This is a genomic window from Acetivibrio clariflavus DSM 19732 (genome assembly GCF_000237085.1).
GTDB lineage: Bacteria > Bacillota > Clostridia > Acetivibrionales > Acetivibrionaceae > Acetivibrio > Acetivibrio clariflavus.
In genome coordinates this window covers 4,627,687-4,640,344 of the sequence record NC_016627.1, presented here as the reverse complement: position 1 = coordinate 4,640,344, position 12,658 = coordinate 4,627,687, and the positions used below count along the sequence as shown (strand labels likewise).

At 35.0% G+C, this 12,658-nt stretch carries 11 protein-coding genes; 9 read left to right on the top strand and 2 right to left on the bottom strand.

What is annotated here, in order from left to right; translation table 11 throughout:
* Nucleotides 1–268 precede the first annotated feature (268 nt).
* From CLOCL_RS19570 to CLOCL_RS19545, 6 genes are all read left to right on the top strand, one after another.
* On the top strand, nucleotides 269–1,180 hold the full coding sequence (locus CLOCL_RS19570) for an alkaline phosphatase family protein (RefSeq protein WP_014256940.1): 912 nt from the start codon (nucleotides 269–271) through the stop codon (nucleotides 1,178–1,180).
* Nucleotides 1,181–1,258: 78 nt separating this feature from the next.
* Nucleotides 1,259–3,766, top strand: coding sequence for a U32 family peptidase (locus CLOCL_RS19565; protein ID WP_014256939.1), 2,508 nt, complete (start codon nucleotides 1,259–1,261; stop codon nucleotides 3,764–3,766).
* A gap of 71 nt (nucleotides 3,767–3,837) precedes the next feature.
* Nucleotides 3,838–4,335 carry a dUTP diphosphatase gene (dut, locus tag CLOCL_RS19560; protein ID WP_014256938.1) on the top strand — a complete coding sequence of 166 codons (498 nt, stop codon included), beginning with the start codon at nucleotides 3,838–3,840 and terminating at the stop codon, nucleotides 4,333–4,335.
* Nucleotides 4,336–5,342: 1,007 nt separating this feature from the next.
* Nucleotides 5,343–5,579 carry a hypothetical protein gene (locus tag CLOCL_RS19555; RefSeq protein ID WP_014256937.1) on the top strand — a complete coding sequence of 79 codons (237 nt, stop codon included), beginning with the start codon at nucleotides 5,343–5,345 and terminating at the stop codon, nucleotides 5,577–5,579.
* A gap of 176 nt (nucleotides 5,580–5,755) precedes the next feature.
* A complete protein-coding gene (hflX, locus tag CLOCL_RS19550) occupies nucleotides 5,756–7,582 on the top strand; it encodes a GTPase HflX (protein ID WP_014256936.1) in 1,827 nt (608 codons plus the stop codon).
* A 160-nt stretch (nucleotides 7,583–7,742) separates the two neighbouring features.
* On the top strand, nucleotides 7,743–8,162 hold the full coding sequence (locus tag CLOCL_RS19545) for an NUDIX hydrolase (RefSeq protein WP_014256935.1): 420 nt from the start codon (nucleotides 7,743–7,745) through the stop codon (nucleotides 8,160–8,162).
* A 254-nt stretch (nucleotides 8,163–8,416) separates the two neighbouring features.
* Here the strand turns inward: CLOCL_RS19545 and lepB are convergent, their stop codons facing one another.
* On the bottom strand, nucleotides 8,417–8,989 hold the full coding sequence (gene lepB / locus CLOCL_RS19540; protein WP_014256934.1) for a signal peptidase I: 573 nt from the start codon (nucleotides 8,987–8,989) through the stop codon (nucleotides 8,417–8,419).
* A gap of 171 nt (nucleotides 8,990–9,160) precedes the next feature.
* Between lepB and CLOCL_RS19535 the strand changes: the two genes are divergently transcribed.
* A complete protein-coding gene (locus CLOCL_RS19535; RefSeq protein ID WP_085951486.1) occupies nucleotides 9,161–9,811 on the top strand; it encodes a YigZ family protein in 651 nt (216 codons plus the stop codon).
* Between the two features lie 17 nt (nucleotides 9,812–9,828).
* Nucleotides 9,829–10,203 carry a CoA-binding protein gene (locus tag CLOCL_RS19530; RefSeq protein ID WP_014256932.1) on the top strand — a complete coding sequence of 125 codons (375 nt, stop codon included), beginning with the start codon at nucleotides 9,829–9,831 and terminating at the stop codon, nucleotides 10,201–10,203.
* Nucleotides 10,204–10,434: 231 nt separating this feature from the next.
* Here the strand turns inward: CLOCL_RS19530 and CLOCL_RS19525 are convergent, their stop codons facing one another.
* The gene (locus tag CLOCL_RS19525) at nucleotides 10,435–11,625 is read right to left on the bottom strand and encodes a sensor histidine kinase (RefSeq protein WP_014256931.1); all 1,191 of its coding nucleotides are present in this window, start codon (nucleotides 11,623–11,625) and stop codon (nucleotides 10,435–10,437) included.
* Nucleotides 11,626–11,867: 242 nt separating this feature from the next.
* On the opposite strand from CLOCL_RS19525, the gene CLOCL_RS19520 reads away from it, so the two are divergent.
* Nucleotides 11,868–12,596 (top strand): YebC/PmpR family DNA-binding transcriptional regulator, encoded by a 729-nt coding sequence (locus tag CLOCL_RS19520; protein WP_014256930.1) that lies wholly within the window; start codon nucleotides 11,868–11,870, stop codon nucleotides 12,594–12,596.
* Nucleotides 12,597–12,658 lie beyond the last annotated feature (62 nt).

Below are 12,658 nucleotides of genomic sequence, written 5' to 3'. Positions count from 1 at the left end.
TTTTATGGGAAAACTTAATATGTAACTGTTTTACTGGAAGATATTATAGAAAACTTCACCATTAACCTTTCAGAATTATGATTATTTAAGACAGTGTTCACTTCCTAAAAAGCTTTAGAGTTTCGTAATGGACTTTGATTTATAAACAGTACGGATTTCTAGAATACTATATAAAAACTTTTCAAGGTAAGATTTTTTAAAGAAAAAGTCCATGATGATAAATAATATAATAATGAGATAATAAATATTGCGCTCTTGGTGATTAATTATGAAACTGATATTTATATTTATAGACGGATTTGGCTTAGGCGAGGTAGACGAACGAAAAAATCCCATCTATAAGGCCAATACTCCTACGTGGGACTATATCATAAAAAGGGGAAGGCTTATAGCAACCGATGCGTGTCTTGAAGTGGCAGGTCTTCCACAAAGTGCAACCGGACAGACTTCAATTTTTACAGGAGTTAATGCATCCAAAGTATTAGGGAGGCATTTACACGGGCAACCTACTGAAGCTTTAAGAAATATAATAAAAAACAGTAACTTGTTTAAGGAATTGCTGGAAAGGGGATTTACGGTCACAAATGCAAATGTATACAGACCTGAGTACCTCAGCAGAATTCTCGACCCGAAAGAAAAAGAGTATAAACCTTCGGTAACTACTGTTATGACGTTAGAGAGCGGCTTGAGCTGCAGGACTTTGGAAGATTATAAGTTGGGAAAAGGATTATATCATGATATAACCGGTAAGATTCTTGCAGAGGAGGGCTATGTAGAGAGCACCATATCGCCGTCTGATGCAGCAAGAAGGCTTTATAATCTGAGCAGGGAATATGATCTTACCATGTTTGAGCATTTTTTGACAGATGTTATAGGACATAAAATGGATATGGAAGAAGCAGTTGGAAATATAGAACTTATTGATAGCTTTTTGGGAGAACTGATAAAGCTTGTGGATCTTGAGGAAGACTTTATAATTATTACAAGTGACCATGGTAATATTGAGGATTTATCGGTCAAAACCCATACATTTAATAAAGTTCCCACGGTGATATTAGGTAATAGGGAAAAAATTGATTCAATAAATATAAAATCGTTAATTGATATTACACCGGCGATATTAAATCTTTTTGACAATTATGGGAATTTGGACAAACAGGGTAAAGGCCTTGAAAACTAAAGAGTTTGGTGTATACTCTTTTATTGGTATGTTACAGTGATTATAGTTATATAAGTTTTAACAGGAGATTTAGTGAGTATGGACAAAATAGAATTATTGGCACCGGCAGGAGATTGGGAATCATTTTTGGCAGCAGTGGAAAACGGGGCAGATGCAGTTTATCTTGGAGGAAAATTGTTTAATGCAAGGCAGTTTGCTTCAAACTTCGACATTGAAAGGATTACAGAAGCTATTCGTTATGCCCATGTCAGAGGCGTAAAATTGTATCTTACAATGAATACCCTTATGTCCGACAATGAACTTTTGGAGGGTGTGCGTTTTTTTAAAGAAGCATATCTTGCAGGAATAGATGGTGTAATTGTTCAAGACTTGGGTTTTGCAAGGATTATAAAACAGCTTTTCCCTGATGTTCCTGTTCATGCAAGTACACAGATGACAATATACAATTTGGACGGAGTGGAAGTCTTAAGCAGAATGGGGTTTGAGAGGATTGTGCTGGCCAGAGAGCTTTCCTTGGAAGAAATTAAAGATATAACCGACAAAACATTTACTGAGATAGAGATTTTCATTCATGGTGCCTTATGTGTATCTTATTCGGGTCAATGCCTTATGAGCAGTATAATTGGCGGAAGAAGCGGTAACAGAGGAAAATGTGCACAACCTTGCCGGCTTCCCTATGAACTTGTGGAAAAAGAATCGGATAAAGCGGTAAGCAGAAACAAAGGATTATATCTTATGAGTCCTAAAGATTTATGCAGTATTGAAATACTGGACAAAATCAAGGAGGCAGGTGTTAAATCCTTAAAGATTGAAGGAAGGATGAAGGGTCCTGAGTATGTTGCGGTTGTTACAAGAACTTACAGGAAGTATCTCGATGAACATGTTATAAAAAACGAAAGTGGTACAAATGGGAAATATGTTGTCGACGACAGCGATATTAAGGAGCTTTCCCAGGTATTCAATCGAAGAGGATTTTCAAGAGGATACCTTGAGGGTAAGACGGGAAGTACTATGATGAGCTATGAAAAACCGAAAAACTGGGGTATTTACTTGGGGAAGGTGATTTCCTACGACCGGTCTTCCTTTGCCGTTAAGTTAACTATAAATACTGACCTTGCAATAGGTGACGGAATAGAAATCTGGAATGGAGAAGAACAAAGCCCCGGTACAGTGGTAACCGGTCTTGAAGTAAACGGGAAAAGGGTGGAAAGCGCTAAAGCCGGAGATATTGTAACTATAAAAAATATAAAGGGAAATATATCAAAGGACAACAAAGTATATAAAACTTCCGACAAAAGGCTTAATAATACCGCTCTGGAAAGTATATCCGGGAAGTTTTACAGGAGAGTACCTATTTACGGGAAAATTGAAATTAGAAAAAATAAACCTGCTGGCTTAACTGTTAGAGATGATTTGGGAAATATTGTGTCGGTTATCGGTTCAGTAGATGCAGAAGATGCTTTGAACAGGCCCCTTACAAAGGAAAGGGTAATGGAGCAGGTGACGAAAACGGGACAAACTCCCTTTGAATTTATAGATATTGATGTTTTGGTTGAAGAAAATCTATCATTACCTATAAGTGAAATCAATAATTTACGGCGCAATGCCCTGGAACATTTGGAATTGAAAAGGGCTGCAAAATACTCAAGAAAATTGTCGGATGATTTTGCTGAAAAAGAAAAGCGTGTGATGTATTTCCCGGGAAATTATCGAAATAAAGATAAAAAAATTTTGCTTTCTGCATGTATATACAGATTTGATGAAAATATAGATTATGGAAGTTTGGATATAGACAGGCTGTATATTCCTTTGAGTGCATCGCTAAACAAAAAAGCAAATCAAGTGATTTCTGACTTAAAAAATAAGGAAGTGTATATTTATATACCTTCTATAACGAGGGGAAATTATGATAAGCTAATAAGGTCAAAGCTCCCGGAATTTATAAATTTAGGTGCAGATGGGCTGCTTGTCGGAAATATTGGGCATGTAAATAGGGATAAATATCCTTCCCACATTAATATCATGGGGGATTACTCTTTAAATTGCTTTAACAGCTCTTCTTTAGAACAATTTGCCCAGTTAGGGTTAAAGGGCATAACTTTGTCTGTTGAACTGACACTAAATCAGATTAGAAATCTTGCCGATATTGCAGGGCTATCAAAAGAGGTAATAGTATATGGAAGGATTCCTCTTATGACAAGCGAGTATTGTCCTGTAGGAAGTGTTATCGGAGGTTTTGATTCAAAGACAAAGTGCAGTGGTGTTTGTGAGAAAAGTGAATACTGTTTGAAAGACAGAATGGGAGAGAAATTCCCTGTTATATGTGATAGAATAGACTGCAGAAGTACCGTTTTCAACTCAAAGGTTTTGCTTATAGAGGAGAATATTGACAAGATAAAGGATGCAGGTGTAGATATAATCCGGTTGAACTTTACCGATGAAACAGCTGAAGAGATGAACGGAATTGTCCGTTTGCACAGGGATTTGATTGAATCCGGAAAGAAGGCTCTGAGTTCTCATGAAGAATTAATTGATAGGGTAAAAAAACGAGGATTTACAAGGGGGCACTATTTTAGAGGAGTATAAAAATGAATTTGTAATGGGTGATTGTTGAAAATGGTATTATTTATATGTTCTGTATTTATGGAGGTGCTGTGATGGAAGGAAAGGTTGAAGTTTTTTTAGAGATATGCAGAGAAGGCGCAGTTGTACCGGCCTATGCAAAAGAAGGAGATGCAGGCATGGACGTATGTGCCGCAGAGGAGGTATTAATTGCACCGGGTGAAACGGTTATTGTTCCTACAGGAATAAAGCTGGCCATACCCGATGGTTATGAAATTCAGGTAAGGCCCAGAAGCGGAATATCATATAATACACCGCTCAGGCTTTCAAATTCACCTGGAACAATTGACAGCGGTTATAGAGATGAACTTGGAATTATAATGACCAATACTTCAGAGAGTGCTTTTGGTGACCAAGTTTTTACTATTGATTCAAAGGGAAATTGCAAAGGTACATACCGCATTCGAAAAGGTGACAGGATAGCTCAAATTGTATTGCAGGTTGTACCTAAAATGAAATTTACCATAGTTGATTCGGTTAAAGGTATAGGTAATGACCGGGGCGGAGGATTCGGTTCTACCGGGGTCAGATAAAATAGAGGAAGGGACTTTGTAAAAGTCAATTTCCCTTTTTGTAAAAATTCTATTATTGCAAGTTACATGTAATAGGGTTTGGATAATTCTTTGTATTAAATAAGTTTTATCTATAACCTTTTTTTTGTCTTGATTTTTACCGTCTTTACGTTTAATCCTTTTTAGAAAATTTTTATTTGACTTTATATATATCTAAACTATTTCCCATAAACTCTTTTGATTTGTGTTTTACCATATTTAAAGCTTTTTATAAAAAATCTTTCTGCAAAAGAGTTTATTAATTATGTAAAATCAAAAGTTGAGTAGTTGCCATTAGTAGTAAGGGAAACTGTCAAAAGCTTATAATAGACTGATTTTTCCAACTTATGAAAAGCAATATAATGTATAAAAGTCCTGTAACATGCTTTCTATGATTATAATCCTATCATAGAAAGTATGTTTTTTTGTAAAAAGAAAATTTATTCAAAGTGTTTTGGCTTCAGATGAGAAAATTCTTTTTATACAAATTATATTAATGTTGAAAGATTTTATACTTATACGTATAGAGCCTTTAATATGGATATAACCAGCTTTGCAGTTCTATTTCCCATTAAAAAATTATACTTTACAATGACTTAAATATGTCATATAATGTATATGTCGAACATATGTTCGGTATTAAAATTACATTTATTCATACTCATATGGAAATATTACTAAGTAATGACTTAAGTTATTCAAAAATTTGCCGATAAGGTTTTGGGAATATTTTCATAGATTATTGGATTCTCTGCGGTGTGTTAGAATCTGAAAAAGCATATAGCAATTTTATAACTCGTCAGACCTCGGTTTTTTGATTACATAATTATATTGCTGTTAGTTCCGATTCTTGAAATTTTTGATGCTATATATAACATAATCTGGAGTTACTAAAACGGAAAAAGGAGAGAGAACAAATAAACTTTGGGTTTGAATCCGGTAGAAGAAAACATAGTATTGATTTTAATTTCAGAGGGAGGTTTTCTTTTATGGGTAAAGTTATTGTAGATGTGCTTGTACAATATACCGATAAAGGCGGAAAAGTTCCTATAGAGATCCAATGGGGAAACGGACAAGTATCCAGTATCGATAGAGTTATTGATGTGAGGAGAAATGCGACATTGAAAGCTGATGGAAAAGGTCTGAGATATACATGCCGGGTTGAGGGCAAACAGATGTATTTGTATTCAGAGGACGACCGTTGGTATGTTGAAACTATACAATAGTTAAAAATTTTAGTATTTAACTCGTGGGCATGCAGCTCCGAGTTTTTTTATTATGGTATCGAAACAAGTTTTAGGATTTGTGGACTGATTATGGTTCCGGCAATATAAAAAGAGACTGGAATGATAAAAATAATTCTGTTAGAATGAAATATTGATAGAAAAGAATAAAAAAAGGGGTGGGTAATATATACATCAATGGCAATCTGGATTCTCTGAAAAAGTCTGTTATTGGTGAATTGGAAGCTCTCTTGAATATACAGACGGATGGAAATGATTTTATTCCGCCGGAGCTGACAGAGGCAATATCCAATATAAGCAGCAGAATAAACCGTGAAATTTCGGTTTTTTTAGATAGAAAAGGGAATATTGTTGATATTAGTGTAGGAGACAGCAGTACTGTAGCACTACCTGAAGTAAAAGGCAGGAGAGATAAGTCAAGACTTTCAGGGATAAGATGTATTCATACTCATCCGAATGGTGTCGGCATGGTATCTCTTGTGGATATAAACTCCATGCTCAATTTGAGACTTGATGCCATGGCAGCAGTAGGTGTAAGCAATGGGAATATAACAGAAATTTTTGTTGCAATACCTGTAAGATCTGAAAGAAACGAATTTGACAAGTACCATGTTTACGGCCCCTATAAGATCCATGATAAAAAAATTAATGGCCTTTGGAACGTTATTGAGGAAACGGATAGGGCTGCCGGGACTATACTTCATGAAAATAAAACAGACGTTGAAAGGACAATTATTGTTGGACTTGAAACTTCAACCGGCAAAATCATAAACGGAAAAAGCGAAGGGGAAAGATCTTTGGATGAACTGGAAGAATTGGTTCGGACAGCCGGTGGGCAAGTAGTTAAGAAAGTGCTGCAAAAAAGATCGGAAAGAGATTCGGCTTATTATATCGGAAAAGGGAAGTTGGAGGAACTAAGTTTAATAAGGCAGGCTTTAGATGCTGACATGATTGTTTTTGATGATGAACTTTCCGGGGCTCAACTGAGAAATATTGAAGAAGTTGTAGGTATAAAAGTAATTGACAGGACAACTCTTATTTTGGATATATTTGCTCAACGGGCCAGATCAAGAGAGGGAAAGCTTCAAGTGGAATTAGCCCAGTTAAAGTACAGGGTGTCAAGACTTATCGGCCTAGGAAATCAGCTTTCCAGGCTTGGAGGAGGTATTGGGACAAGAGGCCCGGGTGAGAAAAAGCTGGAAGTAGACCGAAGGCACATTAGAAGAAGGATTAGCTACCTTGAAGATGAACTTTCCAAGGTTGAAAAGCGTAGAAATTTTATGCGGAAAACGAGGGACAAGGATTCTTTGCCTGTTATAGCTTTAGTTGGCTATACCAATGCCGGAAAATCCACTCTTATGAATGCATTGTGCAAATCCGATGTCTTTGCGGAGGACAAACTTTTTGCAACTTTGGATCCAACAGCCAGAGGACTTAAGCTTCCAAACGGCAGGGATGCTATTTTGGTTGATACAGTTGGCTTTATCAGAAAATTGCCTCATGAGTTGGTGGAGGCTTTTAAGTCCACTTTGGAAGAGGCTGTATATGGCGATATACTCATTCATGTGGTGGATATTACAAATGAAGAATCAATAGAGCAGATTGAAGTTGTGAATAATATTTTAAATTCATTGGGTGCATTAAACAAACCTGTTGTAATGGCTTTAAATAAAGTGGATCTTCTTACTCAAAGACAGAGACCTCCTGTTTTAAATCCATTGGGAAGCGTGGTGGAAATTTCCGCTGTTACTTTAGAGGGAATTGATGTATTGCTTAAAGCAGTTGCTGATGCTTTAGGATTTGAGGAAGAGGAAATGGAATTGCTTATTCCTTACCATGAGGGTTGGGCAATATCCTATGTTCATGAAAACGGAAAAATACTTGAAAAAATTTATGATGAAAAAGGTGTTTATATTAGAGTTTCAATGTTAAAATCGAAATCAAATTATATAAAAGCGTTTGAATGTCCTTGCAGTATAAAGTAATCGATTATCGGATAGTAATTTTTCGATAGTTTGTAAATATATTTAAATATCGTTGAATAAAAATTACCAATATAGTATTATAATATATTATAAGGAATATAATTTATTTTCCTTATTTTATTCCTCTCAATCCAATTTTATAAAGAAAGGGGTTTTTGCTATGTTGGTAAGGAGCTTTGCAGGCGGAGTTGTATTCTCTGGAAACAAGGTACTCCTTCGAAAGTGTGAAGATGGCTGGGTACTTCCACGAGAGCAACTACGCGACGGAGAATTACCAAATGAAGTTGCCCTTAATAAAATCAGTCAAGAGTCCGGAATTCAGGCGGAAATAATATCTAACGCCGGTCAAACAAGTTACGAATGTACATACTTTCCAATGACACGTCAAACACCATTCTTAAACAAAGTTACCTGGTATATTATGAAATCCCGCAATGATAAAGTTAACGAAGAAAATATAAAAAATAACAGTGCCTTTGTAAATGTTGAAGAAGCCATGAATTTGATGAAATACAATCAGGATAAGTCATTAGTTAATTTATCTTTTACGAAATATAAGCAAATGGAACAATTTAACTAGGATTCGATGAATTTGAATTTAACATTCTCATAGCCGAAAAATTGCAAAAATTGGTCAATGATTGGAAAGAAGTCTGTAATTTATTTAATATTGAATAAAAAAGGCCATGAGTATGTTTAATAAATACTTGTGGCCTTATACGATAAAAGACTTTTGATTGTTTGTAAAGCATTTATAGTTAAAATATAATTAAGTAAAACAGGTTTTTGCGAAATTATATTTTCAACAAGTCCTTTAAATATATATCAAAAACTTCAATTAAATTTGAAAGCAAACTTACCGATTACATGATCAAGAGGAATTGCCCCAATCATTCGGCTGTCTAAGCTTGCATTTCTGTTATCTCCCATAACATATATACAACCTTCGGGCACAACAACTTTTCCTTCGGGGAAAAAACGCATAGGCTCTTTGATATAATCTTCCTGCAATGCTTCTCCGTTTCTGTACAAGGTGCCGTCAATATACTCCAATGTGTCTCCTGCTTTTCCAATAACTCTCTTTATCCACAAAACATCCTGCTTTTCTTTGGTAAACATGCTGGTTATGGCATTATATTTAAGACTATCCATCAAATCGTCCTTAATGGTCCTGTCTCGATTTACACGGCTGTCGATAATCACAATATCGCCGTAATCGGGCTCGGAACGAAAAGTATGAATGAGCTTATTTACCATTATTTTATCATTTTCATAGAAGGTGGATTCCATGGAACATCCAACGATTTGGGTCGGTTGAAAAACGAAAGTATTTATAGCCAAGCCGATTGCAACAGCAGATAGTATATACGCGGTCCAACTGGCAATTTCTTTAATAAAACGAAGCATAATAATCCCCCTTAGAATATGTCCTAATAATATTATACACTATTTTATTATGGGTTCTATGAATTTTTTGTAAAATTATTATAAACATTATTGGTATAATTTGCTAAAATGTTGTGTGTGAGCAAAGGACTGGGTTATAATAAAAAGACAAATATGATAAAGGTGGTTAATTTGGAAAAGGAGTATAAAACGGTTTTAAATGAAGCAGTTTGTGAAATTGAAGAAAAGAAATCGCGATTTATAGCTCACGTGAAGCCGGTGGCGAGTGAGGAAGAGGCAGTTTCCTTTATAAATGAGCTGAAAACAAAGTATTGGGATGCCACACATAATGTTTATGCTTATTTTATTGGTGGTAATAATATTGTACAAAGATACAGTGATGACGGTGAGCCCTCCGGGACTGCTGGTCTTCCGACGCTGGAAGTTATAAAGAGAATGAATGTTCAAAATATTGTGGTGGTTGTTACACGTTATTTTGGAGGAACTTTACTGGGGGCAGCAGGTCTTATTCGTGCTTACGGAAAAAGTGCAGCTTTGGGAATTGAAAAAGCCGGTATTGTTATAAAGAGGCTCTGCAAAGAAGTGAGAATAATTGTTGAGTATACAATATTTGGAAAGTTGCAAAGTTTTCTCCTTTCAAAAGGTTATACAATAAAAGACATAATATATGAACAGGATGTAGAATTGATAGTTTTTGTGTATGTGGATGAAATTGAAAACTTCAGTAAACTGGTGACAGAAGTTACAAATGCAAGGGCAATTGTTGAAATTGGCGATGAGACATACATAACATTGGACTTAGATGGCAAACTTATTTTATAGAAAGGAGTGATGACAGAATGTTGGAAGAAGAAATGCTCAGTAAAAAAGTATGGGCTGTAGTGGGAGCTAACAGCAATCCTGAGAAATATGGGAATATGATTTATAAGAAACTGAAGTCCCGGGGATATACGGTTTATCCCGTTAATCCGAATTACGAATACATTGAGGGAGATAAGTGTTATAAGGACTTGTCGTCTTTGCCGGAGGTTCCGGAAGTAATCGATATGGTTGTTTCTCCTAAAATAGGTGAGAGCGTGATTGAAGAGGCGGCAAGGGTTGGTGTAAAATACGTATGGCTTCAGCCTGGAACTTTCAACAATAAAATAATGGATTTGATAGAAGAAAAGGGACTTAATGCAGTTCAGGCTTGTGTTCTTGTAGCTCTAAGATAATGTAAATGTTGAAAAGATATTATAAGACACGGGCTGTTTTCATAAAGATATATTTCATAAAGCTATATAATTTGATTAAATTTTTTTGAAAAATTTGCAAAGTGGAAAATTAGTCTTAACATAATTGTTTAAAATTACAAAATTAACTTTTAAAAAGCTAAATTTATATATTTTGAATTATAAAAAGGCTTAGATAAATTTTGAAAGACTTGAAATAGACTAAAGATGAAATCATCTATTCATTGCAGCGGAATTTACTACTTTAATAGGATTTTCCGCTGCAATGTTATATATATCTGAAAATTCAATATTTATGGCTTCTATTATTCTTCTCTGGTTGTCTTTTACACATTTTGGAGTATCGCAGTCAGTTGTCTCGACAAGCTTAATTGGAAGAGAAATTTTAAATTCGCTGCCCATATTAGGTTCGCTATTTACTTTTATACTTCCTCCGTGAAGTTCTACAAAAGACTTTACAATAGATAGACCCAAACCGCATCCGTCAATTCCTTTGGTTAGAGAACTGTCCACTTGCTGGTACCGTTCAAATACGCTTTTTTGCTTATCTTTCGGTATTCCGATACCTGTGTCTTTTACACTTATATACACATTTTCACCTTCTCTTGATACTACGACTGAAATTTTTCCACCCTTATTTGTATATTTTATTGCGTTTGACAGGAGATTCAGTATTATTCTTTCGATTTTATCCACATCCACAGCAGTAATTATTTCTTCCTCCATAGTATCAAATTCAAGGGTTATGGATTTCTGATCCGAATAGGGTATTACCGATTGGCAAATTTCTTCTATAAGATATACTATATTGCAATTAACCATGTTGGATTTTATATAGCCAGATTCAATCCGACTAAGATCAAGCATGTTGTTTATTAATCTAAGCAACCTGTAACAGTTTTGCTTTATAGTTACAATGTGCTTGCTGGATTTTCGCCGGTCATATTCAAGTGGCACCCTGTTCTGTTCTATAAGCTGAATTGCACCTAATATGACTGTTATAGGAGTTTTTAGCTCATGAGACATGTTATAAAAGAATTCGGATTTTTCATTGGTGCATTTGACAGTATTGTCATAAAGCGAAGCAATTTTCTCTAACAATTTGTATTGAACGTCAATTGCTTTCTGGTATTTGATAAGTTTAGCTTTTTCCTGGATTTTTTCTTTTTTGTAAAAATAATGGCTGGTTATTAAGTTGGTTATGTCTAAAAGTAAAAGTATCAAAGAAAGGCAAACTGTTATTAATGAAATGTACTCAATTGGGACAAAAAAACTCGTCCGTCTGAAACCTATGTTAACTTCTTTAGATTCGATGAAATAACACAAATTTAACGCTAAGAGTGCTGCAATTAACAAAATATTAATGATTCTTATGTATACATTCACAACTTGTCTCTTGCCCAATTAACATCATTCCTTAATATGGTATTATCTGCAACAGATTAATGTGTATGAAGAACAACATAATAATTGTATGGAATATAAAAACTATACATATTTTATATAAAAATTCCAAATATGTAAATAGATAATTTAAAAAAACATTATAAAATATAATATAAGTGTCAAAAAAGCTTTATAAATTAGCATTTTAATATTATAATCTTATAGGAATGTTTTATTAAAAGTTTTTATGGAGGGGTTTTATGGCAGGGCATTCAAAATGGGCCAATATAAAGCGTAAGAAAGAAAAAACTGATGCTCAAAGGGCTAAAATATTTACCAAATTGGGCAGGGAAATTGCCGTTATTGTAAGACAAGGAGGACCTGACCCCGAGTCCAACTCAAAATTAAGGGATGTTATTGCCAAAGCAAAAGCTGCTAATATGCCTAATGAAAATATTATGAGATGCATTAAAAAAGCTGCCGGTGAAGTAGACAATACCGATTACGAGGAAATTGTTTATGAGGGATATGGTCCCGGCGGAGTAGCAGTTATTGTTGAAGCCATGACTGATAACAGAAATAGGACAGCTGCTGACGTAAGGCATTATTTTGACAAATTTGGCGGTAACCTTGGAACTACCGGATGTGTTTCTTTTATGTTTGATAAAAAGGGGGTTATCCTTATAGAAAAGAACGGCAAAATTAATGAGGATGACCTGATGATGGAAGCCCTTGAGTATGGTGCGGAAGATTTTTCGACCGATGAGGAATACTATGAGATTATTACTGCACCGGAGGACTTTTCAAAGGTGAGAGAAGGCCTTGAAAATAAAGGTTATGAATTTATCAAGGCAGAAGTGGAAATGGTACCGCAAACCATGACAAAACTCACTGACCCGAAACAGATTGAGTTAATGGACAAACTCATTGAACACTTAGAAGATTTAGACGATGTGCAAAATGTTTATCACAATTGGGAAGAAGATTAAAAAAGGTCCAACCTTCTTTTATCAATTGTTTTTACCGACAATTATATAAAAGAAGGTGTTTT